Annotated in this window: 22 protein-coding genes; 12 read left to right on the top strand and 10 right to left on the bottom strand. The window is 64.7% G+C overall.

Features of this window, described 5'->3' with window-relative positions; translation table 11 throughout:
• Window positions 1–47 precede the first annotated feature (47 nt).
• From BLS91_RS02815 to glpK, 3 genes are all read left to right on the top strand, one after another.
• The gene (locus BLS91_RS02815; protein WP_092339030.1) at window positions 48–1,790 is read left to right on the top strand and encodes a glycerol-3-phosphate dehydrogenase/oxidase; all 1,743 of its coding nucleotides are present in this window, start codon (window positions 48–50) and stop codon (window positions 1,788–1,790) included.
• 189 nt (window positions 1,791–1,979) lie between these two features.
• Window positions 1,980–2,714 carry an MIP/aquaporin family protein gene (locus BLS91_RS02810; RefSeq protein WP_092339488.1) on the top strand — a complete coding sequence of 245 codons (735 nt, stop codon included), beginning with the start codon at window positions 1,980–1,982 and terminating at the stop codon, window positions 2,712–2,714.
• A gap of 71 nt (window positions 2,715–2,785) precedes the next feature.
• On the top strand, window positions 2,786–4,300 hold the full coding sequence (gene glpK / locus BLS91_RS02805; RefSeq protein WP_092339028.1) for a glycerol kinase GlpK: 1,515 nt from the start codon (window positions 2,786–2,788) through the stop codon (window positions 4,298–4,300).
• Between the two features lie 158 nt (window positions 4,301–4,458).
• Here glpK and BLS91_RS02800 read toward each other — a convergent pair whose 3' ends face one another.
• The 10 genes from BLS91_RS02800 to BLS91_RS02755 all read right to left on the bottom strand — a co-directional run bounded on the left by BLS91_RS02800 (window position 4,459) and on the right by BLS91_RS02755 (window position 13,582).
• Window positions 4,459–5,223 carry an HAD family hydrolase gene (locus tag BLS91_RS02800; RefSeq protein WP_092339026.1) on the bottom strand — a complete coding sequence of 255 codons (765 nt, stop codon included), beginning with the start codon at window positions 5,221–5,223 and terminating at the stop codon, window positions 4,459–4,461.
• Entirely contained in the window at window positions 5,220–5,816 is a 597-nt protein-coding gene (locus BLS91_RS02795) for a GNAT family N-acetyltransferase (RefSeq protein ID WP_158252823.1), read from the bottom strand. The genes BLS91_RS02800 and BLS91_RS02795 overlap by 4 nt, the downstream gene beginning before the upstream one ends.
• 11 nt (window positions 5,817–5,827) lie before the next feature.
• The gene (trpS, locus tag BLS91_RS02790; protein WP_092339022.1) at window positions 5,828–6,832 is read right to left on the bottom strand and encodes a tryptophan--tRNA ligase; all 1,005 of its coding nucleotides are present in this window, start codon (window positions 6,830–6,832) and stop codon (window positions 5,828–5,830) included.
• On the bottom strand, window positions 6,829–7,686 hold the full coding sequence (locus tag BLS91_RS02785) for an exodeoxyribonuclease III (protein ID WP_092339020.1): 858 nt from the start codon (window positions 7,684–7,686) through the stop codon (window positions 6,829–6,831). Before BLS91_RS02785 ends, trpS begins: the two co-directional genes overlap by 4 nt.
• 9 nt (window positions 7,687–7,695) lie before the next feature.
• Complete coding sequence (locus BLS91_RS02780) at window positions 7,696–8,721, bottom strand: YihY/virulence factor BrkB family protein (RefSeq protein ID WP_134505176.1); 1,026 nt, start codon at window positions 8,719–8,721, stop codon at window positions 7,696–7,698.
• Window positions 8,722–8,834: 113 nt separating this feature from the next.
• The gene (locus BLS91_RS02775) at window positions 8,835–9,596 is read right to left on the bottom strand and encodes a succinate dehydrogenase iron-sulfur subunit (protein ID WP_092339017.1); all 762 of its coding nucleotides are present in this window, start codon (window positions 9,594–9,596) and stop codon (window positions 8,835–8,837) included.
• Window positions 9,596–11,404, bottom strand: a complete 1,809-nt coding sequence (gene sdhA / locus BLS91_RS02770; protein WP_092339015.1) for a succinate dehydrogenase flavoprotein subunit — start codon at window positions 11,402–11,404, stop codon at window positions 9,596–9,598. Before sdhA ends, BLS91_RS02775 begins: the two co-directional genes overlap by 1 nt.
• A 17-nt stretch (window positions 11,405–11,421) precedes the next feature.
• Window positions 11,422–11,874 carry a succinate dehydrogenase hydrophobic membrane anchor subunit gene (locus tag BLS91_RS02765; protein ID WP_092339013.1) on the bottom strand — a complete coding sequence of 151 codons (453 nt, stop codon included), beginning with the start codon at window positions 11,872–11,874 and terminating at the stop codon, window positions 11,422–11,424.
• 11 nt (window positions 11,875–11,885) lie between these two features.
• Window positions 11,886–12,299 (bottom strand): succinate dehydrogenase, cytochrome b556 subunit, encoded by a 414-nt coding sequence (gene sdhC, locus BLS91_RS02760; RefSeq protein WP_092339487.1) that lies wholly within the window; start codon window positions 12,297–12,299, stop codon window positions 11,886–11,888.
• A gap of 110 nt (window positions 12,300–12,409) precedes the next feature.
• Complete coding sequence (locus BLS91_RS02755; protein WP_092339011.1) at window positions 12,410–13,582, bottom strand: glycosyltransferase family 4 protein; 1,173 nt, start codon at window positions 13,580–13,582, stop codon at window positions 12,410–12,412.
• Between the two features lie 96 nt (window positions 13,583–13,678).
• Here BLS91_RS02755 and BLS91_RS02750 point away from each other — a divergent pair, with 96 nt between their 5' ends.
• From BLS91_RS02750 to BLS91_RS02710, 9 genes are all read left to right on the top strand, one after another.
• Window positions 13,679–14,800, top strand: a complete 1,122-nt coding sequence (locus tag BLS91_RS02750) for a mannose-1-phosphate guanylyltransferase (protein ID WP_092339009.1) — start codon at window positions 13,679–13,681, stop codon at window positions 14,798–14,800.
• A 43-nt stretch (window positions 14,801–14,843) separates the two neighbouring features.
• A complete protein-coding gene (locus BLS91_RS02745; protein WP_092339007.1) occupies window positions 14,844–15,905 on the top strand; it encodes a BMP family lipoprotein in 1,062 nt (353 codons plus the stop codon).
• 142 nt (window positions 15,906–16,047) lie between these two features.
• A complete protein-coding gene (locus tag BLS91_RS02740; RefSeq protein WP_092339005.1) occupies window positions 16,048–17,154 on the top strand; it encodes a BMP family lipoprotein in 1,107 nt (368 codons plus the stop codon).
• Between the two features lie 94 nt (window positions 17,155–17,248).
• A complete protein-coding gene (locus BLS91_RS02735; RefSeq protein ID WP_092339003.1) occupies window positions 17,249–18,769 on the top strand; it encodes an ABC transporter ATP-binding protein in 1,521 nt (506 codons plus the stop codon).
• Window positions 18,766–20,058, top strand: a complete 1,293-nt coding sequence (locus BLS91_RS02730) for an ABC transporter permease (protein ID WP_369827308.1) — start codon at window positions 18,766–18,768, stop codon at window positions 20,056–20,058. The genes BLS91_RS02735 and BLS91_RS02730 overlap by 4 nt, the downstream gene beginning before the upstream one ends.
• Window positions 20,055–21,344, top strand: a complete 1,290-nt coding sequence (locus BLS91_RS02725; RefSeq protein WP_092339001.1) for an ABC transporter permease — start codon at window positions 20,055–20,057, stop codon at window positions 21,342–21,344. The genes BLS91_RS02730 and BLS91_RS02725 overlap by 4 nt, the downstream gene beginning before the upstream one ends.
• Complete coding sequence (locus BLS91_RS02720; RefSeq protein ID WP_092338999.1) at window positions 21,341–21,766, top strand: cytidine deaminase; 426 nt, start codon at window positions 21,341–21,343, stop codon at window positions 21,764–21,766. The genes BLS91_RS02725 and BLS91_RS02720 overlap by 4 nt, the downstream gene beginning before the upstream one ends.
• Window positions 21,763–23,067 (top strand): thymidine phosphorylase, encoded by a 1,305-nt coding sequence (locus BLS91_RS02715; RefSeq protein WP_092338997.1) that lies wholly within the window; start codon window positions 21,763–21,765, stop codon window positions 23,065–23,067. The genes BLS91_RS02720 and BLS91_RS02715 overlap by 4 nt, the downstream gene beginning before the upstream one ends.
• A 93-nt stretch (window positions 23,068–23,160) precedes the next feature.
• Window positions 23,161–24,072: a carbohydrate kinase family protein gene (locus tag BLS91_RS02710; RefSeq protein ID WP_158252824.1), complete on the top strand. Its 912-nt coding sequence runs from the start codon at window positions 23,161–23,163 to the stop codon at window positions 24,070–24,072.
• Window positions 24,073–24,087: the final 15 nt, after the last annotated feature.

Here is a 24,087-nt window from a genome sequence, read left to right as displayed (position 1 = left end):
TATTCACATGGCTTGTCGAGTGCAAGCCCGAGACAGAGGTGACAACAATGTCGTTCTTAAACTCACAGACTTCGACCGCGATCCCCGCTCATCCGAACGCCCAGGTGCTCATCATCGGCGCAGGCATCAACGGCATCGCGACCTTCCGCGATCTGGCACTCCAGGGCGTCGACGTGGTCATCGTAGAAAAGAACGACTTCGTCTCCGGCGCCTCGTCGGCCAGCTCGCACATGATCCACGGCGGCGTGCGCTACCTCGAAAACGGTGAGTTTCGCCTGGTGAAGGAGTCGGTGACGGAGCGCAACAGCCTGCTCAAGATCGCGCCGCACTACGTCAAGCCGCTGCAGACGACCATTCCCATCTTCTCCACCTTCTCCGGTGTGATGGCAGCGCCGCTCCGGTTCCTGACCCACAAGCAGGGAGCCAAGCACGTTGAGCGCGGCGCCATGCTCATCAAGCTCGGTATGATGATCTACGACGCCTTCTCCCGCGACGGCGGCACCGTGCCGCGCCACGAGTTCAAGGGCCGTGCCAAGGCGCTCGCCGCCCTGCCGCTGCTGAACCCCGGCCTCAAGTACACCGCCACCTACTACGACGCGGCCATGCACGACCCTGAGCGTCTCGCCCTCGATGTGCTGCGCGACGGCCTCGACGCCGGTCCCCACGCCCGCGCCGCTAATTACGTTGAAGCCGCGGGCATGGATGAGAACGGTGTGCTCCTGCGCAACACCATCACCGGCGATGAATTCCGATTCCAGGCGGATGTCGTCGTCAACACCAGTGGCCCCTGGACCGACCTCACCAACTCTGCCCTCGGTCAGCCGAGCACCTTCATGGGCGGCACCAAAGGCTCCCACGTGGTGCTCGACAACCCGGAGCTGCTCGCGGCAACCGGTGGACGCGAGATCTTCTTCGAGCATGAAGACGGTCGCATCGTGTTGATCTACCCGCTCAAGGGCCGCGTTCTGGTCGGTACCACCGACCTCGAGCACGATATGACCAAGCCGATTCGGTGCACCGAACCTGAGATCGACTACTTCTTCGACCTGGTCGCGCACGTTTTCCCAACGGTAAAGGTCGATCGTTCGCACATCGTGTTTCGCTTCGCCGGTGTGCGCCCGCTGCCCCGCCACGACGATGAGGCCCCCGGTTTCGTCTCCCGCGACTATCGCATCGAGTCGCGTCCGCTGCCCCGCGCCGGAGCCGCCGACGGCACCCTGCTCAGCCTGGTCGGAGGCAAGTGGACAACGTTCCGTGCCCTGGCCGAAAACCTGAGCACCGACATTCTGAAGCTGCTTGGCCTGCCGCGCACCGTCTCTACCGAGGGCCTGGCCATCGGTGGCGGGCGCAACTTCCCGGCAACGGATGCCGCCCACCAGGTTTGGGTCACCGCCCACGGCGACGAGGTCGGCACTGACCGCGCCGCAGCCCTGCTCGCCCGGTACGGAACGCGGGCCAGCGAGGTCATCGAGTTCTTGACCGACCCAAGCGGTCCGGCGGATGCCCCGCTCCAGCACAACGCGGCCTACAGCCGGCGTGAGATCGAGTTTCTGGCATCGACCGAGAGCGTCGTGCGCCTGATCGACGTGCTCCTGCGCCGCACCAGCATGGCCTTCGTCGGCGCGGTCACCACCCCGCTGCTCAAAGAGCTCGCGCTCGTCGTCGCCCCCGTGCTCGGCTGGGACGCCGAACGCCGGGCTGAAGAAATCGAGCTGGCACGCGGCATCCTGATCGACGCACACGGGGTCGACCTCGCTGCCGCCAGCGAGGCCGCCGTCTTCGGCGCCTGACCCCCCGTCCGGGGCTGACGATTGCCGGCAATCTGCACGAATGTGCAGGCGAAACCGGCTCACTCCGCCTTGGGCGCCGATACGTTTTAGACACAACGCACGACAGCCGCACTCGACAACTAGGTCGAGCGCGGTGAACAGCAGCACCCCATCTGAAAGGTCAATGTGGACAATCTCGGTGTCGTCTTTATGTCAGAGGTCGTGGGAACGGCCATCCTCGTGCTACTCGGCTGTGGCGTGGTCGCCAACGTCGCCCTCGCCAAGAACAAGGGTTTCGGCGGCGGCTTTCTCATGGTCACCATCGGCTGGGGCCTCGCGGTCTACGCCGGTGTGATCGCCGCCTACAACTCCGGTGCCCACCTGAACCCGGCCGTCACCCTCGGTCTCGTCGCGAGTGGGGCCGACACCTTCGGTTCGGGCGTGCCGGTCAATGTCGTATCGACGCTGACCTATATCGGCGCCCAGATGATCGGTGCCATCCTCGGCGCCGTCGTGGTGTGGCTCGCCTACAAGCAGCACTTCGACCAGGAGCCGGAAGCCGCCAACAAGCTCGGCGTCTTCTCTACCGGGCCAGCCATCCGCTCTTACGGCTGGAACCTCGTCACCGAGATCATCGGCACCTTCGTGCTCGTCTTCGTCGTCATCGGTTTCGGCCGCAACGGCGACGGCGGCGGCCTGGCAGCCCTCGGCGCGCTGCCGGTGGCCCTGCTCGTGATCGCGATCGGTGCCTCTCTCGGTGGGCCCACCGGTTACGCCATCAACCCCGCCCGTGACCTCGGACCCCGCATCGCGCACTTCCTGCTGCCGATCAAGGGCAAAGGGTCGAGCGACTGGTCCTATTCCTGGGTGCCGGTCGTGGGCCCCATCATCGGTGGCGTCCTTGCCGGCGCCTCGTCGGGAGTGCTGCTACCCATCCTGGGCTAAGCCATTCGACGTATTCTGCAGCATCCGCTTTAAACTTAGAAATTCCACCTGGAACAACAAAGGAGTTACACATGGCCAAGTACGTTCTCGCCATCGACCAGGGAACCACGAGCTCCCGCGCGATCGTGTTCGACAAGGCGGGGTCGATCATTTCGACCGGCCAGCTCGAGCACGAACAGATTCTGCCGCAGGCCGGCTGGGTCGAGCATGACCCGAAGGAAATCTGGGACAACACCCGTGAGGCCATCGGCCAGGCGCTGTCAAAGGCGAACATCACGCGCCACGACATCGAAGCCATCGGCATCACCAACCAGCGCGAAACCGCTGTCGTCTGGGACAAGAACACCGGCGTGCCCGTCTACAACGCCATCGTCTGGCAGGACACGCGAACCCAGCCGATCGTCGATCGTCTCGCAGCGGATGGCGGTGTCGAGCGGTTCAAGGGCAAGGTCGGCCTGCCACTGGCCACCTACTTCTCCGGCACCAAGATCGTCTGGATCCTCGAAAACGTCGAGGGTGCCCGCGCCAAAGCGGATGCCGGCGACCTCCTGTTCGGCACCACCGACTCCTGGGTCCTCTGGAACCTGACCGGTGGCATCGAGGGCGGCGTGCACGCGACCGACGTCACCAACGCGAGCCGCACCATGTTCATGGACCTCGAAACCCTTCAGTGGGACGACGAGATCCTCGCCATCTTCGACGTGCCGAAGTCGATGCTGCCCGAGATCAAGTCTTCATCCGAGGTCTACGGCATCGCGAGCGGGCACAGCCTGCTGCGCGAGGTGCCGATCGCCGGCATCCTCGGCGACCAGCAGGCCGCAACCTTCGGCCAGGCCGCCTTCGACCAGGGCGAAGCGAAGAACACCTATGGCACCGGTAACTTTCTGATCTTCAACACCGGCACCGAGATCATCCACTCGAAGAACGGCCTGCTCACCACGGTCGGCTACAAGCTCGGCGACGCCCCCGTGCACTACGCGCTCGAAGGATCGATCGCCGTGACCGGGTCGCTCGTGCAGTGGATGCGCGACCAGCTCGGCATCATTAAGAACGCCTCTGAGATCGAAGACCTCGCCAAGACGGTCAAGGACAACGGCGGAGCCTACTTCGTACCGGCCTTCTCCGGCCTGTTCGCGCCGTACTGGCGGTCCGACGCCCGCGGTGCCCTGGTCGGCCTTACCCGCTACGTCAACAAGGGTCACATCGCACGCGCGGCGCTCGAGGCCATTGCGTACCAGACCCGCGAGGTGCTCGACGCGGTCAACGCCGACTCCGGCGTGCCGCTGACTGAGCTCAAGGTCGACGGCGGCGCCACGGCGAACGACCTGCTCATGCAGTTCCAGGCCGACATCATCGGCGTGCCGGTCGTGCGCCCGGTCGTCGCCGAGACCACCGCCCTCGGTGCCGCGTATGCGGCCGGCCTAGCGGTCGGATTCTGGAGCGGCCTCGACGACCTCCGCGCCAACTGGCAGGAAGACTCCCGCTGGGAGCCCTCCATGGACAAGGACGAGGCCGACCGCCTCCTGCGCAACTGGAAGAAGGCCGTAACGAAGACCCTCGACTGGGTAGACGAAGACGTGCGCTAGCGTCCGCCCGTGTGACCCAAAGCCCGGCCCCGCCAACGCGGAGCCGGGCTTTCGGCATCTCGCCTCGACGAGCAGCTGGCCATCCGGCCTCCGCTCTGTCTCCCCTTTCCACCTGGCCCAGCCGCATAATTCCTGCAATTTGCGGCCGCGAATTGGAGTTAGGCCGGGCGCGTTTCCACTGACTGCCCGCTGAGCGCACTGGTGAGTTCGGCCAAGGTCTCGATCCGAAGAATACGGAGGCGCGCGGCGTCTATTTTGTCGGCAGGCGTCAGTGGGACAGCGGATGCGGTGGCGCGGTCGAGCCAGACCCCCGTCAGTCCCGCAGCAGCCGCGCCCAGAGCATCCGTGCGGAGCCGGTCCCCGACATACACCGCCTCTGACACGGGCACGCCGAACAGGGCGCAGGCGTGCTCGAAGATGCGCACGTCGGGCTTGGCGACGCCGAGTGCACCCGAGGTGACGACGTGCTCGAACCGGTCGTGCAATCCGACCCGCCAAATTTTCTCGCCCTGAAAGACCGGGTCGCCGTTCGTGATGAGGCCAAAACGCACTCCGGGCAGAAGCTCCACCAGCGCATCGAGGCAGGGGAGGGCGTCGTCGTGCAGCCGCCAACTGGCCCGGTACCTCAGGAAGTAGTCGTCGAACCAGGCGTCAGCCTCGGCGTCAGTCAACGAAACGCGGAATGACGCCGCGAAGTCCTGGGCGCGGGCGCGGCGTTGGCCGGCGAAATCCAGAGTGCCGGCGAGGTAGGAGTGGTAGTGCTCCTCCTCGAGTGCATCCCAGAGCGCGGTGGCCGCCGTCCGGTCGCCGGTAGCGAATTCGCCGCCGATCCGGTCGAGGTGCAGCAGAATGCCCGCTGCAACCGCTCCCCGGTGTGCGAAGAGGGTGTCGTCGAGGTCGAACAGCACAACCCTCGGCATCATCGCGAGCCCAGGGTCTCTGCGGGCCAGCCGGGCTGTGGCCCACGGTCGTCTCCGGCGGCGAGGTGGCCCTGCCACGAGTCAGGGTAGCTTCCGTCCCGGTAGGCGGCGACGGATGGCCCCACCCCGGAATATCGAAACCCCGACTTCCACGCCGCTCGGGCTGACGCGACGTTTCCGAGCAGGCACTCCCAGTGCAGAACATCGATGAGTCTGGATGAGAACGCCCAATCGGCGACCAGTCGTTGCGCTTCGGGGATGAGCCCGCGGCCACGGTGCGGGGCGCCCAACCAGAAGCCGATGGACCCCACCCGGTGGACGGAAGCGTCGGCCGCGACGGATTCTCCCGTCAAGCGCAGCGCGATCACGCCGAGGAGGTCTGCCCCGGCCGTCTCGCGCAGCGCCCAGGTATATTCTCGATCCGACATCCATCCGGCGGGAACATACTCGCTGAGGAATCCTTCGGCGTGCTCGAAGCGGTACGGCCACGGAACGGTCAGAAAGCGCTCGAAGATCGGGTCCTGGCAGTACTCGAAGACTCGATCGGCATCGTCGGCCACCGGTTGATCGAGCACGACCCCGGGCGATGACAGCACGAACGGACGCATCAGCGGCGCGGCAGGAAGCCGACCCGGTCGTAGACGGTTGCCAGCGTCTCGTTCGCGACAGCGTCAGCCCTCGCGGCGTTCGACGCCAGCACCCGGTCGAGCTCGGCCGGGTCGCCGAGCAGTTCGGCGACGCGCTCGCGAATCGGGTCGAAGGTGCCCAGAACAACCTCGACCAGCCCCTTCTTGAGATCGCCGTAGCCGCGCCCGGCATACTCGGTTTCGAGCGACTCGATCGTGCGCGAGGCCAGCACGGAGTAGATCGTGAGCAGGTTCGCCACACCGGGCTTGTTCTCGCGGTCGAACACCACGCCGCCATGGGCATCCGTCACCGCGCGCATGATCTTCTTGCGAGTCACACCGGGCTCGTCGAGCAACCAGATGACCCCGGCGTGCGATTCGGCCGACTTGCTCATCTTCGACACGGGGTTCTGCAGGTCGTAGATCTTCGCGGTTTCCTTCACGATCGCCACCTCGGGAATCGTGAAGGTGTCGCCGAACCGCGAGTTGAAGCGCAGCGCGAGGTCGCGGGTGAGTTCGACGTGCTGGCGCTGGTCTTCCCCGACCGGCACCACCTCGGTCTGGTACAGCAGAATGTCCGCGGCCATCAGCGTCGGGTAGGCGAACAGGCCAACGGTGGTCGCGTCTGCGCCGTGCCGCGCGGACTTGTCCTTGAACTGCGTCATGCGGCTGGCCTCACCGAACCCGGTGATGGTGTTCAGAACCCAGGCCAGCTGGGCATGCGCGGGCACGTGCGACTGCACGTACAGCGTCGATGCCGACGGGTCGATGCCGGCCGCAATATATTGCGCCGCAGTGCCGCGGGTGTTCTCCCGCAGCTTTGAAGGCTCCTGCGCCACGGTGATGGCGTGCAGGTCGACGATGGAGAAGAACGCGTCGTGCGTCTGCTGCAGCGACTTCCAGTTGAGCAGCGCGCCAATGTAGTTGCCGATCTGCAGGGACTCGGCGGAGGGCTGCATGCCCGAATACAGGCGGGGTTTGGTCATGAGTTCAACGCTCCAGAAAGGTCATAGTCGACAACGACGGGGGAATGGTCGCTCCAGCGCTGGTCGTACGCCGCGGCCCGATCGACCGCGTAGGAACCAACGGATGCCGCCAACAGCGGGCTGGCCAGATGGTAGTCCAGCCGCCACCCGGTGTCATTGTCGAAAGCCTGGCCGCGCTGGGACCACCAGGTGTACGGTCCCTCGACCTCGCCGGCCCACTTGCGCCCGACATCGACCCAGCCGAGTCCGGCACCCGCGTTGTACAGGGGGTCGCCTTCCGCTCCGAGGATACGGTCGAAATACTCCCGCTCTTCCGGCAGGAAGCCGGCGTGCTTCTTGTTTCCGCGCCAGTTCTTGATATCCAGCGTGCGGTGCCCCACGTTCAGGTCGCCGAGTACGAGCGCGAGAGGGCTGTGCGCGGTCAGTTCGGGCAGCCGCGCGAGCATGGCGTCGAGAAACTTGTACTTCTCGACCTGCTTGGGGGTGTCGGTCTCGCCGGAGTGCACGTAGGTGCTCACGACGGTGATGACCTGCCCGTTGACCTCGTAGTCGGCTTCGAGCCAGCGGCCGGCGCTGTCGAATTCTTCGGCGCCCAAGGCAACACGATGAATGGATGCTCCGGCGCGGCTCGCCAAGGCGACCCCGGCCCGCCCCTTCGCGGTGGCGGCATCGTGCAGAATGTTCCAGTCCGGCCCGAGCAGTCCCACGAGGTCCTCGGTGGAGGCACGCACTTCCTGAATCGCGAGAATGTCAACGTCTCGGGCATTCAGCCAGTCGCCCATCCCCTTGCGGTACGCGGCTCGTACCCCGTTCGTGTTGATGCTGGCAATGCGTAGGGGCTTAGCTGAAGACATGGGCCAAGTCTACTTAGTGGTCTGAGCCGCATCCGCCTTGGCGTACCCAGCGACGATCGCCTCGGCCGCGCGGAGCCGTCGCCGGGCGCTCCAGCGGACATACCAGGGCGAGGTGTCGACGGCAGCCCTGGCCGAGCTGAGCTCGCCCTGCGCGGTCAGCCGGAGCGCGTCGTGCATGCGCCGGCGCTGGCTGGCGGCGGCTTCATCGGCGCTCAGGGTGTGGGGCGGGATCCCCGCGTCGTCCATGCCCACCGCAATCCAGGACGCGGCGATCAGCGTGACCGTGCTCACGAGGTTGAACCAGATCAGTAGCCCGATGATCACGGCGAACGTCGCCAGGAGCGGGTTGCGATTGGCGCCGCCGAGGAGCGCGCCGCCGAGGACCTTGAGCACGCCGAGAGCGACGCCACCGAGCAGAGCTCCGGTAAACAGCCGCCGCGGGGGAATGCGCACCCGGGAGAGCACCCGGAACAGGCCGGCCAGCGTGAGCGTATCGATGATGAGCACGACCGCCAGACCGATCAGCCGGGCCGACGCCTCATAGAAGAACGAGTCCTGCGGCAGGTGAAAGACACTGAACAGCACGTCGAGCAGGGCTGTGCTGGCGAGCGACACGACGGCCGAGAGAATCAGGGCCAGGCCGAACACCAGCCCAAGGCCGAGCTCACGGAGCTTCACCCAGACGAAGAACGTGGTCTGCTGGGGCATATCGAACACGGTGCGCACGGCCTGGGCCGTGGCCGACAGCCAGCTGAGCGCGGTGAACAGCAGCCCGACCAGTGCTATCGCACCGATCCAGGTGAAAATTCCGGCGGCCGCCAGCAGCTTTGGGTCAATGATGCCGTCGGTGCCAATCAATCCCGGAATCGACTGGTTGATGATTGCATAGAGCGCGTCCAGCAGGGGCTGGTTCGCGGTCAAGAACAGTCCGGCAATGGAGAAACCCACCCAAACGGCCGCGAAAATGGCGAAAATCGCCTGATACGACATACCGGCGGCCAAGATACTGCCGCCCACGCTGCTGAAATGAGTCACGACCCGCACGGGGCGCCAAGTCTGGACGCGCGCTACAAGCTCTTTCACTCTGCCAGTTTAACGAGAGACACCCCCGTCGAATCGACGGGGGTGTTCTTCATGCAATCGGGCAGTTACGCCTTGCCTCGCATGATGGCCTGCTTGACCTCGGCGATGGCCTGGGTCACCTGGATGCCGCGGGGGCAGGCATCCGTGCAGTTGAAGGTCGTGCGGCAACGCCACACGCCCTCTTTGTCGTTGAGAATGTCGAGGCGCACTTGGGCGCCATCGTCGCGCGAATCGAAGATGAAACGGTGCGCGTTGACGATGGCGGCCGGGCCGAAGTACTGGCCGTCGGTCCAGAACACCGGGCAGCTCGACGTGCATGCCGCGCAGAGAATACATTTTGTGGTGTCGTCGAAGCGCGCGCGCTGGGCGACCGTCTGGATGCGCTCCTTGCCCTTTTCCGGCTTGACGCTGTTCATCATGAACGGCTGTATTGCCTTGAAGGAGGCGAAGAACGGCTCCATGTCAACGATGAGGTCCTTCTCCAGAGGCAAGCCCTTGATGGCCTCCACATAAATGGGCTTCGTAACGTCGAGGTCCTTCATGAGCGTCTTACAGGCAAGACGGTTGCGGCCGTTGATGCGCATGGCATCCGAGCCGCAGATGCCGTGAGCGCAGGAGCGACGGAAGGTCAGCGAGCCGTCCTGCTCCCACTTGATCTTGTGCAGCGCGTCGAGCACGCGGTCGGTCGGGTAGAGCTGCACGTCAAAATCCTGCCAGTGCGGCTCGTCGTCGACCTCCGGGTTGAAGCGACGAATAATGAGCGTGACCGTGAAGGATTTGATCTCTTCCGGCACGACGGGCTTGTTATCGATTGTGGCGGTACTCACTAGTACTTCCTCTCCATCGGCTGGTAGCGGGTGATGACAACCGGTTTCCAGTCAAGCTTGATGTGGTCGGCGGCATCGGCCGACATGGCGTCACCCTTGAGGTACGCCATGGTGTGCTTGAGGTAGTTCTCGTCATCACGAACGAGGTAGTCCTCGCGCTGGTGGCCGCCGCGGCTTTCCTTGCGGTTGCGGGCGGAGTAGACGACGACCTCGGCGAGGTCGAGCAAAAAGCCCAGTTCGACGGCTTCGAGCAGGTCGGTGTTGAATCGACGACCCTTGTCCTGCACGCCGATGTTCTTGTAGCGCTGACGCAGCAGGTGGATGGTCTCTGTGACCTCGGCGAGGGACTCATCGGTGCGGAACACCTGAGCCTTCTTGTCCATTTCTTCCTGCAGAATCTTGCGCAGCACGGCGATGCGCTCGGTTCCGGTCGACGAGCGGATGCCTTCCAGCAGCTCGCGCACCTCCTTGGCCGGGTCTTCCGGCAGCGGAACGAACTCGGCCGTCTTGACGTACTCAACGGCGTTGTTGCCGGCGCGCTTGCCGAACACGTTGATGTCGAGCAGCGAGTTGGTGCCGAGACGGTTCGAGCCGTGCACCGAGACGCAGGCGCACTCGCCGGCTGCGTACAGCCCGGGAACGACGACCTCATTGTTGCGCCAGACTTCGGCCTTCACGTTGGTCGGGATGCCGCCCATCGCGTAGTGCGCGGTCGGCATGACCGGAACCGGCTCGGTGACCGGGTCGACGCCGAGGTAGGTGCGCGCGAATTCGGTGATGTCGGGCAGCTTGGTCTCGAGCAGTTCCTTACCGAGGTGGGTGCAGTCCAGGTACAGGTAGTCCTTGTCGGGCCCGGCGCCGCGACCCTCCGCGACCTCCTTGAGCATGCAGCGCGAGACGATGTCACGCGGGGCGAGGTCCTTGATGGTCGGTGCGTAACGTTCCATGAAACGCTCACCTGAAGCGTTCCGAAGGATTGCTCCCTCGCCGCGAGCTCCCTCGGTCAAGAGGATGCCCAATCCGGCCAGCCCGGTCGGGTGGAACTGGAAGAACTCCATGTCCTCGAGCGGCAGACCCTTGCGCCAGACGATGCCGACGCCGTCACCGGTGAGGGTGTGGGCGTTGGAGGTGGTCTTGTAGATCTTGCCGAAACCACCGGTGGCGAAGATGAACGCCTTGCCCTGGAACACGTGCAGTTCGCCGCTCGACAGGTCGAGGGCCACCACGGCCGACGGCTGGTCGACACCGTCGACGTTGGTCATGACCAGGTCGAGTACGTAGTACTCGTTGAAGAAGTTGATGCCGCGCTTGACGCAGTTCTGATAGAGCGTCTGGAGGATCATGTGGCCGGTGCGGTCAGCGGCGTAGCAGGCGCGACGCACCGGGCTCTTACCGTGGTCGCGAGTGTGGCCACCGAAACGGCGCTGGTCGATCTTTCCCTCAGGCGTGCGGTTGAACGGCAGGCCCATGTTCTCAAGGTCGATGACCGCGTCGATGGCTTCCTTGGCCAGGATCTCGGCGGCGTCCTGGTCAACCAGGTAGTCGCCGCCCTTGATCGTGTCGAAGGTGTGCCATTCCCAGTTGTCTTCCTCGACGTTGGCGAGGGCCGCAGCCATCCCGCCCTGCGCCGCACCGGTGTGCGAACGCGTCGGGTAGAGCTTGGAAATGACCGCTGTGCTGGCGTGGGGGCCGGCTTCGATGGCGGCACGCATGCCGGCTCCACCCGCTCCCACAATGACGATGTCGTGCTGGTGGTAGTGCACGCCGTCTACGACGGTGGACTCCGGGGACGCTGTGGAAGAAGTCATATTTGTTAGTGCAGCTCCTAGAGGGACTTACAGAACGAGGCCACGAGGTCGGCGGGCGCACCGGCGGGGCAAGGATCGAAGGTGAACACCACGAGGGTGCCGAGCGTGATTAGCGCGACGACGCTGACCAGAATCGCGACCTTCAGGATGCCGCGGCTGATCCGCGAGGTGGCGTAGTCGTTGACCAGGGTGCGCATGCCGTTGCCGCCGTGAATCAAGGCGAGCCAGAGCATGATGACGTCCCAAACCATCCAGAACGGGTTGGTCAGCTTGCCGGCGACGAACGCGAAGTTCAGGGCGCTGACGCCCTCACCGATCATGAGGTTGACGAACAGGTGGCCGAAGATGAGCACGACCAGCACGACGCCGGAGACGCGCATGTAGATCCAGCCCCACTTTTCCCAGTTGACCCCGCTCTTTTTCGTGCTGCGGGTGTACGGGCTGCGGGGAGCTTCGATTGTTGAAGTCATATTGTCGCCCCCTAGTGGCTGAACACGTTGATGAGGTGGCGCGGCGCGAAGCCCAGCATGGTGACGACCCAGAGGCCGATGACGACGTAGAACAGCACCCGCTGGTACTTGGCGTTCCAGAAGTCGATCAGAATGATGCGCAGACCGTTGAAGGCATGGAACACGATGGCGCCGACGAGTGCGACCTCACCGAGACCCATGATCGGTGTCTGGTACTGCCCGATAACCGCGTTGTACGCTTCGGGGCTGACCCGCACGAGCGCCGTATCGAGAATATGGACGAGCAGAAAGAAGAAAATTGCGACGCCGGTGATGCGGTGCAATACCCACGACCACATGCCCGTGTTACCCCGATACAGGGTGCCGGCGGGGCGACGTGACGTCGTCTTCTGCTGAGAATCTAGGGTTCCTGCCGTCTGTGGCATGAACAACCCTCCCTGGCTGAATTATGGCTCTTAAATGAGACCGAGAATGCGCTATTAGCACATGTAGTTAGTCTACAAGTGCTCCGCCTTCTCGTGTCAGTTAGGGTGCCCTAACGTTGCATCGAGGGTGGCACGTGAGTGTCGGCGCGCACGGCGAGGCGCTCGTCGATGGCCTGCCCGTAGTAGTCGACCAGCTCGGCGCAGACCGTGGGCCAGGAGCGCCCGAGCACTGCGCGACGCCCGGCTTCGCCCATGCGCGCACGCAGCATGGGGTCGAGTGCGAGCTGGCACACCCAGTGCTTGAGATCACGGTCATCATTCGGTCGAAACAGATACCCGTTCTCGCCGTGCGCCACCAGATCGATCGGCCCTCCGGCGTGCGGGGCCACCACCGGCAGCCCGGCCGCGTGCGCTTCCTGCAGCGTCTGGCCGAACGTCTCCTCGGTACCGGCGTGCACGAACACGTCAAAGCTCGCGTAGGCGACGGCGAGTTCGCGGCCCGACAGCCGCCCCAGCCAGGTGACCGGCATGCCCGCGAGGGCCCGCCGTATAGAAGGTACGCTCGGTCCGTCTCCGACGAGAGCCAAACGGATGCCCGGCACCCCGCGCAGCGCACGAAGCCGCTCCACCTGCTTCTCCGGGGCCATGCGACCGACGTAGCCCACGATCACATCGCGTTGGCCTTCCGTCTTGAGCGCGGGCGCAATCCGCTCCCGGAGCGCGGCGACCGCCGGATCGTTCTTCAGATTGGGGTGAAAACCGGTCAGGTCGACACCGCGGGTCCACATGGCCAGGCGGGGCACGCCGAGGCGCAGCAGGGCGGCCATCGACGACGACGATGGAACGAGGGTGCGGGTGGCACCCTCGTGTACCCACTTCACGAATCGCCAGGCCAGGGCCGTTGCGGGGCCGAGGTGATTTCGGTGAGCGTAACCGGCGACATCCGTTTGAAAGATCGCGACCGAGGGGATGTCGAGCCGGTTGGCGGCGCTGATGCCCTGGGCGCCGAGCAGAAACGGCGAGGCGGCGTGCAGCACGTCCGGGCGAAAGTCGGCGAGCAGCTTCTGTACCTGCGGGCTCGGCATTCCGACAGGAAATTCGCGGTAGTTCACGGCGGAGACGGTGTGCACCGGAAAACCCGCATACTCGGCTGGGGCACCGGAGGGGGCGATGACCATGGCCTCGTGTCCGGTGGCGGCCAGGTGGTCGAGCACCTTGCACACGCTCGTGGTCACCCCGCTCACGGTGGGGAGAAAACTTTCGCTGATGACTGCGATCCGCATGGTTCGAGGTTAAGTCGCGACGATTGCCGCCGGGTGACGGGCGCATGAACAGTGGTGTCAGGCACTCGCATCGGGGCCGCCCGATAGTCTGATCCAATGATTACGTCCAGTGAGCCCATCGACCGCCTGTACAGCGTGATTCCCGCCGGCGGCATCGGCTCCCGGCTGTGGCCGCTGTCGCGAGCGGATGCCCCCAAATTTCTGCACGACCTCACCGGCTCTGGCCGCACCCTGCTGCGCGATACCTGGGATCGCCTCGTTCCGCTCTCGACCGAGCGACGCATCATGGTCGTCACCGGGCGTGCCCACCGGGCCGCCGTCGAGCAGCAGCTGCCCGAACTGGCCGATCCGAACGTCGTTCTCGAAAGCGAACCGCGCGACTCGACCGCCGCGATCGGCCTCGCCGCCGCCATTCTCGAGCTGCGCGAACCCGGCGTGATCATCGGATCGTTCCCGGCCGACCAGGTCATCAAGGGCGACGCCCTCTTCCGCTCGGCGGTGACCGAGGCGGTTGCGGCAGCGGATGCCGGCTACATCGTCACGATCGGCATCCAGCCGACCGAGCCCGCGATCGGCTTCGGCTACATCAAGAGCGCGGCGCCCCTGCCCATCGACGGCGCCCCGACCGCCCTGGCCGTCGACTCCTTCGTCGAGAAGCCGAGCCCCGAGGTCGCTGAGCAATACCTCGCCGACGGCAACTACCTGTGGAACGCCGGCATCTTCATCGCGCGCGCTGACCGCTTGCTGGCCGAGATTGCCTCGGCCGAGCCCGAGCTGCAAGCCGGACTGATGAAACTTGCCGAAGCCTGGGACACCCCGGCCCGCGGCGCTGTCGTCGACCAGGTCTGGCCGCGCCTGAAGAAGATCGCGATCGACTATTCGGTCGCCGAGCCCGCCGCGGCTGCCGGAAAGCTCGTCGTGATTCCCGGCCAGTTCGACTGGGACGACGTGGGCGACTTCGCCTCGATCGCCAAGCTGCACTCCGGCGGCCGCAAATCCAACCTCGCCATCCTCGGCGAGGGCGCGCGAGTGCTCGCCGACTCGTCGAGCGGCATCGTGGTCAGCCATACCGGTCGCATGATCGCACTGATCGGGGTGGAGGACATCGTCGTGATCGACACTCCCGACGCCCTGCTGGTCACGACCAGCGCGAACGCCCAGAAGGTCAAGGCTGTCGTCGACGCGCTAAAGCTCTCCGGCTCCAGCGATGTGCTGTAGGCCATTCCTGACTAGAATTCCAATTCATGCTTAAGGAGTGTCCATGCGTCGTGTGATTGCTGTTTCTGCCCTCGCGGCATCCGCTCTGCTGCTGGCCGGGTGCGCGCAGGCACCGGCACCCACCACGACAGCGGATGCGACGGCGCCCGACTACTGCGCCCGCATGGTCACGAACTCGGGCGGCCTCGAAGACCGGTCCTTCAACCAGTCCAGCTGGGAAGGCCTGCAGGAAGCGGCGACGACCTACAACATCAATACCGACGCTATCGTCTCGACCTCGGAGACCGATCTGGCGCCCAATGTGAGCCAGGCCGTCGCCACCGGCTGTGATTTCGTTCTCACCGTCGGCTACGAACTCGCCGACGCCACGCTGGCCGAAGCCACCGCGAACCCCGAGGTGCACTTTGCAATCGTCGACGAGGTCGTCGATGCCCCCAACGTGAAACCGATCGTCTTCGACACCGCCCAGGCGTCGTTTCTGGCCGGCTACCTCGCTGCCGGGGTGAGCAAGACTGGAATCGTCGCCACCTTCGGCGGCGGTAACCAGCCGCCCGTCACCCTGTTCATGGACGGCTTCGTCGACGGCGTCGCCATGTACAACGACAAGCACAAGGCTGCCGTGAAGGTGCTCGGCTGGAACAAGGAGCTTCAGGATGGCCGCTTCACCGGCGACTTCGAAGACGTCAACAAGGGCAAGGCCCTCGCCCAGTCGTTCATCGACCAGGGCGCCGACATTATTCTGCCGGTGGCCGGCCAGGTGGGGCAGGGTGCGGCCGCTGCCGCGATCGAGACGCCGGGCGTGACCATTATCTGGGTCGACAACGACGGCTTTGTGACGCTTCCGGAACAGTTCCGGTCGGTTGTGCTCACGAGTGTGCTCAAAAACACGTCGGCCGCGGTCGTGGAAACCATCGGCTCTGACCTCGACGGCAGCTTCGACAACACGGCGTTCGTCGGCACGCTGAAGAACGGCGGCGTCGAGATCGCTGACTTCCACGACCAGGCCGGCTTGGTGACCACCGAACTCAGTGACGAGGTCGATCAGATCCGGGCCGCTATCATAGCCGGGATCATCGATGTAAACGGCCCCAGTTCACCCCAATAGGGGGAGAAATGTTTCCGTAATGTCGCGGCTTGGTAACGACTCGCCCGCGCACGCACATTGCTCATCTGCGCAGCGTCACATTCGGTAACGTGGATCGCACCACGCCCGTGCGATCTAGCTGGGCAGCACCCTGGAGGTCCTCTTGACAATTTCGACCCGTAAGACCGTACTCACCGGTCTTGCAATGTTCGGCTCAGTGGCGATGCTCGCGGCCTGTGCCCAGGCGCCGGCGACTACCGATGACACTAACTCCGCCGCAGCCAGCGACTTCGTTCCCTGCATGGTTTCTGACGCGGGTGGATTCGACGACAAGTCGTTCAACCAGCTCGGTTTCGAAGGACTCAACGAAGCGGCCAAGTCCCTGGGCGTCACGCCGATCACGGTCGAGTCTGCGACCGAGACTGACTACCAGTCGAACGTGCAGAACCTTGTCGACCAGGGCTGCTCTCTCATCGTCACCGTAGGCTTCAACCTCGCCGCCGCAACGGTCGAGTCGGCTCTGGCCAACCCCGAAGTCAACTACGCCATCATCGACGACACCGCCGACCTCGACTTCAACGGTGAGGTAGACGCGCCGAACATCAAGCCGATCGTGTTCGACACCGCCCCCGCCGGCTTCATGGCCGGCTACGCGGCAGCCGGCTACAGCAAGACCGGCGTCGTGGGAACCTATGGCGGACTTCAGATTCCCCCGGTCACCATCTTCATGGATGGTTTCGCTGACGGTGTCACCTACTTCAACGACCAGAACGGTACGTCCGTTCAGACCGTCGGCTGGGACGTCGCCTCGCAGACCGGCTCCTTCACCGGTGGCTTCGCTGCAGGCGTCGACTCGCTCGCCAAGGCCCAGGGCCTCATCGACCAGAACGCCGACGTGCTGCTTCCCGTTGGTGGACCGATCTTCCTGAGCGCGATTGAAGCGATCAAGAGCTCGGGCAAGGACATCGCCATGATCGGTGTCGACGCCGACCTATACGAGACCTACCCGGATGGCGCTGACCTGTTCCTGACCAGCATCCTCAAGGGCATCAAGGTCGGCGTGTCCGACGTCGTCACCGGTGCCGGCACAGGTGCCTTCGATGCCACCGCATTCGTCGGTACCTTGGCCAACGACGGCGTGGGAGTTGCGCCGTTCCACGACTTCGAATCCAAGGTCCCCGCGACCATGACCGACGAGCTGGACGCGATCAAGGCTGGTATCATCGACGGTTCGATCACGGTGGAATCACCCGCTTCGCCCAAGCAGTAATACGCTGACAGCAATGGGGAGGCCGATTTTTCGGCCTCCCCATTTCATTACCCTCGTGCACTCCCGCCATGCTCGACTCAAGAATTCAGGATGAATGAAGCTCGAACTTCGCGGCATCACCAAGCGCTTTGGTGCGTTGGTCGCCAACAACAACATCTCCCTCACCGTCGAGTCGGGTGAAATTCACGCCCTCCTGGGTGAGAACGGCGCTGGCAAGTCCACCCTGATGAACGTGCTGTACGGCCTGTACATTGCCGAAGAGGGCGAGATTCTGCTCGACGACGTGGTGCAGAAATTCGCCGGTCCCGGCGACGCCATGAACGCGGGAATCGGCATGGTCCACCAGCACTTCATGCTCGTTCCGGTGTTCACTGTTGCCGAGAACGTCGTGCTCGGCCACGAACAGACCACCTTCGGCGGACGCCTGGATCTCAGTTCGGCCCGCGCCAAGGTTCGCGAGATCTCCGACCGCTTCGGCTTCGATATCGATCCGGACGCCCTGATCGAAGATCTGCCGGTCGGTGTGCAGCAGCGGGTGGAAATCATCAAGGCGCTGTCCCAAGATGCGAAGGTGCTGGTGTTCGACGAACCCACCGCCGTGCTCACCCCGCAAGAGACCGACGAGCTCATGATCATCATGCGCCAGCTCGCCGAGTCCGGCACCTCAATCGTGTTCATCACGCACAAATTGCGGGAGGTGCGCGCCGTCGCCGACCGCATCACCGTCATCCGCTTGGGAACCGTTGTCGGTGAAGCCTCGCCGACCGCGACGAACGCCGAGCTGGCATCACTCATGGTGGGTCGTGCCGTCGAACTGACCGTGCACAAGAACGCGCCGGAGCTGCGCGGTACCGCACTGTCGGTAAAGAATCTCACGGTCATCGACGCCCGCAACCAGATCGTCGTCAACAACGTGAGCTTCGACGTGCAGGCCGGTGAGGTGCTCGCCATTGCCGGGGTGCAGGGCAACGGCCAAACCGAACTGACCGAAGCCCTGATCGGGCTGCAGCACCACGTGACCGGGTCGATCGAACTCGACGGAAAACCATTGCGCGGCTACAGCGTGCGGCGCATCCTCGATTCCGGCGTTGGGTTCGTTCCCGAGGACCGCACCGAAGACGGCCTCATCGCCGATTTCAGCATCGCCGAGAATCTCATGCTGGACCGCAGCTCCGGGGCGCCGTTCGTGAAGGGCGGAAACCTCCAGCTGGGATTTCGAGCCAAATTCGCCGCCGAGAAGATTCACGAGTTCGATATTCGTTCGCAGGGCAGTGCCATGGAGGCTGGCCGGCTCTCCGGTGGCAACCAACAGAAAGTGGTGCTCGCCCGTGAGCTGAGTCGGGAGCTGCGATTGTTCGTGGCAGCCCAGCCCACCCGCGGGCTCGATGTCGGTTCGATCGAGTTCGTGCACACCCGCATTATCGAAACGCGGGATTCGGGTATTCCCGTGATCGTGGTATCCACCGAGCTCGACGAGGTCGTCGCGCTCGCAGACCGCATCGCGGTGATGTATCGAGGAGAAATCGTTGGAATCGTTCCTGGCAACACCCCCCGCGCCACGCTGGGCCTCATGATGGCCGGCGAACACGCCCCCGAAACCGAGGCTGCACTGTGAGCGACCTGACGGCACCGGCAGCGCCGGCTCCCGCCGCTCCGGCTGCCGGACCTGGCCGGAAGGACGGGTCTGAGCGCTGGACCCAAAGCCTGCGCGACATCACCGGCGGCAGCGCCATGATCTCCATTCTCGCCGTCGTGTTCGCGCTCGTGGTCGGCGCCATTTTGATCGCATTCACCAATGAACGCGTACAGGAGACGGCCGGGTACTTCTTCTCCCGTCCGGCCGACCTGCTGCAGGCCGTGTGGGACGCCGTCGCGGGAGCCTATTCCGCCCTGTTCCAGGGGTCGATCTATAACTTTCGGGCGCAGAACTTTCTCACCGCGATACGCCCGCTGACCGAAACCCTCACCTTCGCCACGCCGCTGATCGCGGCCGGCCTCGGCGTCGGGCTCGCCTTTCGGGTGGGGATGTTCAACATCGGCGGTCGTGGGCAGATGCTCATCGCCGCCGGGGCCGCTGGCTATGTCGCTTTTGCGGTCGAGCTGCCGGCCGGCATCCACTTGATTGTCGCTATCCTGGCCGGACTGCTCGGCGGGGCTATCTGGGGCGGAATTGTGGGCCTGCTCAAGGCTCGCACCGGTGCCCACGAGGTGATCGTCACGATCATGCTCAACTTCGTGGCGCTCTACCTCATCCAGTTCTTGCTGCGCACGCCGGGTGCCCTCCAGGCTCCGGGGAGCAATAACCCGAAGACCCCGCCGATGTTGTCCACCGCGGTGTTCCCCGACCTGTTTGGCCCCCGATACAACCTCCACGCCGGTTTTCTCACGGTCATCGCCGCCACAATCTTCGTCTGGTGGCTGCTCAGCCGCTCCAACCTCGGGTTTCAGTTTCGCGCCGTCGGTCAAAACCCCAGCGCGGCCCGGGTAGCAGGCATCAACGTGAAGAACGTCTACCTGTATGCCATGGCCATCTCGGGTGCGCTCGTGGGGCTGGCCGGTATCAACCAGGTGCTCGGTACGGTGACGACTGGTTTCGGTTCCGGTATCGACGCGGGTATCGGTTTCGACGCCATCACGGTGGCACTTTTGGGCCGGTCTAAGCCCTGGGGAATCTTCGCCGCCGGCATTCTCTTCGGTGCTTTCAAAGCCGGAGGGTTTTCCATGCAGGCGGCAGAGGGTGTGCCCATCGATATCGTCGTGGTCGTACAGGCTCTGATCGTGCTGTTCATCGCTGCCCCGCCGCTGGTGCGGGCCATGTTCCACCTTCCGACGCCAGGCACCACGAGAAAACCCAAGATCAGCGCCGTCAAGGCAAGCAAGAGCAACGAGGTGGTGGCGAAGTGAGCACGATCGCAGAGAGCACAGCTCCCGTTTCCGCCGCGATCGCGACGACGGCACAAATTCGCAGCTGGAAGATTCCGATCACCTTCGGCGGCTTTGCCGTGCTGTCCCTGATCCTGTTCGTGGTGCTCGGACGAGGCCAGCGCGGCGAGCTCAGCACCTTCCGTCTGTCCGAAGCGCGCGACCTGATTCAGCTGCCCGAGATGGCCCTTCCGACTTTCGCCACCGGGGTGATCATCGCCATCGTGCTCGTGCTGCTGGCCGCGGCGTCGGTCTGGCTGGTCTACCGCCACCGCAAGATCCCGATCGTGCTGACCATTCTGTTCGCCCTGCTGTTTCTGGTCGGCTTTCTGGCCTGGGCTGCATCGGGATCGACCATTCCGGTGCCCGGACTGCTGATCGGAACGGTCACCCTGAGCGCCCCGCTCATCTTCGGTGCCCTCGGCGGTGTGCTGTCCGAGCGAGCCGGCGTCGTGAACGTTGCCATCGAGGCGCAGCTTCTGGCCGGTGCCTTCAGCTCAGCGGTCGTCGCCTCCGCCACGGGCAACCCCTATATCGGCTTGCTCGCCGCGATGGTCGCCGGAGCGCTCGTCTCCATGGTGCTGGCCGCATTCGCGCTCAAGTATCTCGTCGACCAGGTCATCGTCGGCGTCGTGCTCAACGTGCTTGTGATCGGGCTCACCAGCTTTCTCTACTCGCAGGTTCTCGCCCCGAGCGCCAACCTCAACTCACCCGATGTCTTTCCCCGACTCAACATTCCGCTGCTCAGCGAAATCCCCATCATCGGCCCGGTGCTTTTTCGCCAGACCATCATCGTCTACATCATGTACGTAGCCGTTGCCGTGGTGTATTTTGGCCTGTTTCGCACCAAGTGGGGCCTGCGCGTGCGGGCCGTGGGTGAGCATCCGCAGGCCGCCGACACCGTCGGCATCAACGTCAACCGCACCCGTTTCGTTGCCGTCACCCTCGGCGGCGTCATCTCGGGCTTCGGCGGAGCGTACTTCACCCTCGGTGCTGTCGGCGCGTTCAACAAGGAGATGACAAACGGCATGGGCTTCATCGCCCTCGCCGCGGTGATCTTCGGCCAGTGGCATCCGATCAAGGCCACCCTCGCGGCGCTTCTGTTCGGCTTCGCCACCAACCTGCAAAACGTGCTGGGCATCATTGGCTCGCCGGTGCCGAGTGAATTCATGCTCATGCTGCCCTACGTCGTCACGATCTTCGCCGTGGCCGGGTTCGTCGGCCGCTCGCGGGCCCCCGCCGCCGACGGAAAACCGTACATCAAGTGAGCACGGTGACCGTCGACTGGGCCGCGCTGCGGGAGGTCGCCCTCACCGCCATGAAGACCGCCTACGTGCCGTACTCCAAGTTTCCGGTGGGCGTTGCGGCGTTGGTCGATGACGGACGAGTGATCAGCGGATGCAACGTGGAGAACGCCTCCTACGGCCTCACCCTCTGCGCCGAGTGCGGTCTGGTTTCCGCGCTGCACCGGAGCGGCGGCGGCCACCTCGTGGCCTTCACCTGCGTCGACGGCAACGGTGGCATTCTCATGCCGTGCGGTCGCTGCCGGCAGCTTCTGTATGAACACTCCGCGCCGGGCATGCTGCTCGAAACCGTCTCCGGCGTGAAAACCATTGACGAGGTGCTGCCGGATGCCTTCGGGCCACGCCAGCTCGCCGAGTATCACGCTGTAAAGGAACACACGGAATGACCACCATCGAAGCGTTTGACGCCGTCGACCTCATCCACACCAAGCGCGACCGCGGCGAACTCAGCGAAGCGCAGATCAACTGGCTGATCGACGCCTACACGCGTGGTTACGTCGGCGACGAGCAGATGGCCGCCATGACCATGGCCATCTTTCTGAACGGCATGAGCCGTAACGAGATTCGGGCGCTGACCATGGCGATGCTCGCGAGCGGCGAACGCATGACCTTCGACGGGCTCGGCAAGCCGACCACCGACAAGCACTCCACCGGCGGTGTCGGCGACAAGATCACCCTGCCGCTGATGCCGCTCGTCGCGGTGTTCGGCGCGGCCGTGCCGCAGCTTTCGGGTCGTGGCCTCGGCCACACGGGCGGCACGCTGGACAAGCTCGAGTCCATTCCGGGCTGGCGCGCCAACCTCAGCAACGCCGAGATGCTTAAACAGTTGCAGGAGATCGGCGGCGTGGTCTGCGCGGCCGGCAGCGGTCTGGCTCCGGCCGACGGCAAGCTCTATGCCCTGCGCGACATCACCGGAACGGTCGAGGCGATTCCGCTGATCGCGTCGTCGATCATGTCGAAGAAGATCGCCGAGGGCACCAGCGCTCTCGTGCTCGACGTGAAGTTCGGCTCCGGTGCTTTTCTGAAAGATATCGAGCGCTCACGCGAGCTCGCCCGCACCATGGTGGAACTCGGCGAGGATGCCGGGGTGGCGACATCCGCCTTGCTGACCAACATGAACGTGCCGCTCGGTTTTGCCATCGGCAATGCCAATGAGGTGCGCGAATCGGTTGAGGTGCTCGCCGGCGGCGGGCCGAAAGACGTGGTCGAACTCACCGTGGCTCTGGCCGAGGAGATGCTCTCACTCGCTGGAATCACCGGCGTCGACGTGGGGGCCGCCCTGAACGATGGTCGGGCCATGGACAAGTGGCGCGCCGTGATTCGCGCGCAGGGCGGCGACCCGGATGCCGCGTTGCCGGTTGCCCGCGAAACCCACGTCGTACTCGCCGAGCGGAGCGGCGTGCTGGTGGAACAGCAGGCCCTGCCGTTCGGGATCGGTGCCTGGCGGCTCGGCGCGGGGCGGGCGCGCAAGCAGGATCCGGTGCAGCACGCCGCCGGAATCGACCTGCACGCCAAGCCCGGCGACACCGTGGTCAAGGGGCAGCCCCTGTTCACGCTCAGCGCCGACGAGCCAGCACGGTTCGCCCGTGCCCTCGAAGCCGTCGCGGGTGCCTGGCGCATCGGCGACCCGGGGGAACCCGTGCAGGATGGCGGTCCGCTGATCGCGGAGCGCATCGGGGGCCACTAGGCTCAGAGAATGTTCGGTCATTCGGGGGTCGGTGCGGCCTGGCCAGACCGACCACTAAGAATTCCGGCCAGCACTAATTCAAGGGGGAATAACTTGAGCGATGGTGGACGCCCACGGGTTGTGGTGTTCGGCGACGTGATCGACGACATCGTCGTTCGACCGCATCGGGAGCCGCTTGTCGATACCGATACGCAGTCATCGATTCGGCAGGTCCCGGGCGGTGCTGCGGCCAACGTGTCGGCCTGGCTCGGAGATGCCGGGGTCGACGTGGACTTCATCGGGCGGGTCGGCGCCATCGACTGTGACTACCATGCCGCCTTCCTCGCTGATTTCGGTGTGCGGGCTCACCTCACTCCCGACGCGACCCGTCCTACGGGCACGATCATCGTCATTGTCGATGAGAACGAGGGCCGTACCGTGCTGATCGAACGCGGGGCCAACCGGGTTCTGACTCCGAACGACGTGCCCGATTCCCTGCTCGATGGTGCTGCGGCGCTGTATTTCACCGGGTATACGGTGTTCTCCGGCCAGCACGACCCGGAGGGGACGGTTGATTCCTTCCAACACCTCCTGGGGCGATGCCGCGAGCGTGGGGTGCCCGTCGTCGTGGACCCCGGGTCGGGCGGTCAACTGGCGGATTTCGGGGTAGCGCATTTCTTGCGGGCGGTGGCGGGGGCATCCGTTCTGTTGCCCAACCTTCCCGAGGGGCGTGCCCTCACCGGGCTGGAGGATCCTTTCGACGTTGCGACGCGTCTCGCTGAGAGTTTTGGGCTGGTCGCACTAACCATGGGGGCCGAGGGCGCGGTTGTCGCAGTCGACGGACAGCCTCCGGTGATGGTGCCAGCCGCAGGGGGTGACCGGACCGACGCGTCCGGGGCCGGCGATGCCTTCGGTGCCGGTTTCGTCGCAGCGTGGCTCGAGGGTGCGTCGATGACGTCAGCAGCGGATGCCGGTAGTCGTCTCGCCGCCCGCGCCATCGCGATCGTCGGCGGTCGCCCGGTCTGAGCGTCTTCCCCGCCA

The sequence above is a fragment of the Cryobacterium flavum genome (assembly GCF_900103805.1).
Lineage (GTDB): Bacteria > Actinomycetota > Actinomycetes > Actinomycetales > Microbacteriaceae > Cryobacterium > Cryobacterium flavum.
Note: the sequence above shows the minus strand (reverse complement) of the source record. Positions and strands in the feature narration are given on the sequence as shown.

Coding starts and splice junctions, on each gene's coding strand:
- BLS91_RS02815 (WP_092339030.1), top strand. CDS start 48: ATGTCGTTCTTAAACTCACAGACTTCGACCGCGATCCCCGCTCATCCG.
- BLS91_RS02810 (WP_092339488.1), top strand. CDS start 1,980: ATGTCAGAGGTCGTGGGAACGGCCATCCTCGTGCTACTCGGCTGTGGC.
- glpK (WP_092339028.1), top strand. CDS start 2,786: ATGGCCAAGTACGTTCTCGCCATCGACCAGGGAACCACGAGCTCCCGC.
- BLS91_RS02800 (WP_092339026.1), bottom strand. CDS start 5,223: ATGATGCCGAGGGTTGTGCTGTTCGACCTCGACGACACCCTCTTCGCA.
- trpS (WP_092339022.1), bottom strand. CDS start 6,832: ATGACCAAACCCCGCCTGTATTCGGGCATGCAGCCCTCCGCCGAGTCC.
- BLS91_RS02785 (WP_092339020.1), bottom strand. CDS start 7,686: ATGTCTTCAGCTAAGCCCCTACGCATTGCCAGCATCAACACGAACGGG.
- sdhA (WP_092339015.1), bottom strand. CDS start 11,404: ATGACTTCTTCCACAGCGTCCCCGGAGTCCACCGTCGTAGACGGCGTG.
- BLS91_RS02765 (WP_092339013.1), bottom strand. CDS start 11,874: ATGACTTCAACAATCGAAGCTCCCCGCAGCCCGTACACCCGCAGCACG.
- sdhC (WP_092339487.1), bottom strand. CDS start 12,299: ATGCCACAGACGGCAGGAACCCTAGATTCTCAGCAGAAGACGACGTCA.
- BLS91_RS02755 (WP_092339011.1), bottom strand. CDS start 13,582: ATGCGGATCGCAGTCATCAGCGAAAGTTTTCTCCCCACCGTGAGCGGG.
- BLS91_RS02750 (WP_092339009.1), top strand. CDS start 13,679: ATGATTACGTCCAGTGAGCCCATCGACCGCCTGTACAGCGTGATTCCC.
- BLS91_RS02745 (WP_092339007.1), top strand. CDS start 14,844: ATGCGTCGTGTGATTGCTGTTTCTGCCCTCGCGGCATCCGCTCTGCTG.
- BLS91_RS02735 (WP_092339003.1), top strand. CDS start 17,249: ATGAAGCTCGAACTTCGCGGCATCACCAAGCGCTTTGGTGCGTTGGTC.
- BLS91_RS02715 (WP_092338997.1), top strand. CDS start 21,763: ATGACCACCATCGAAGCGTTTGACGCCGTCGACCTCATCCACACCAAG.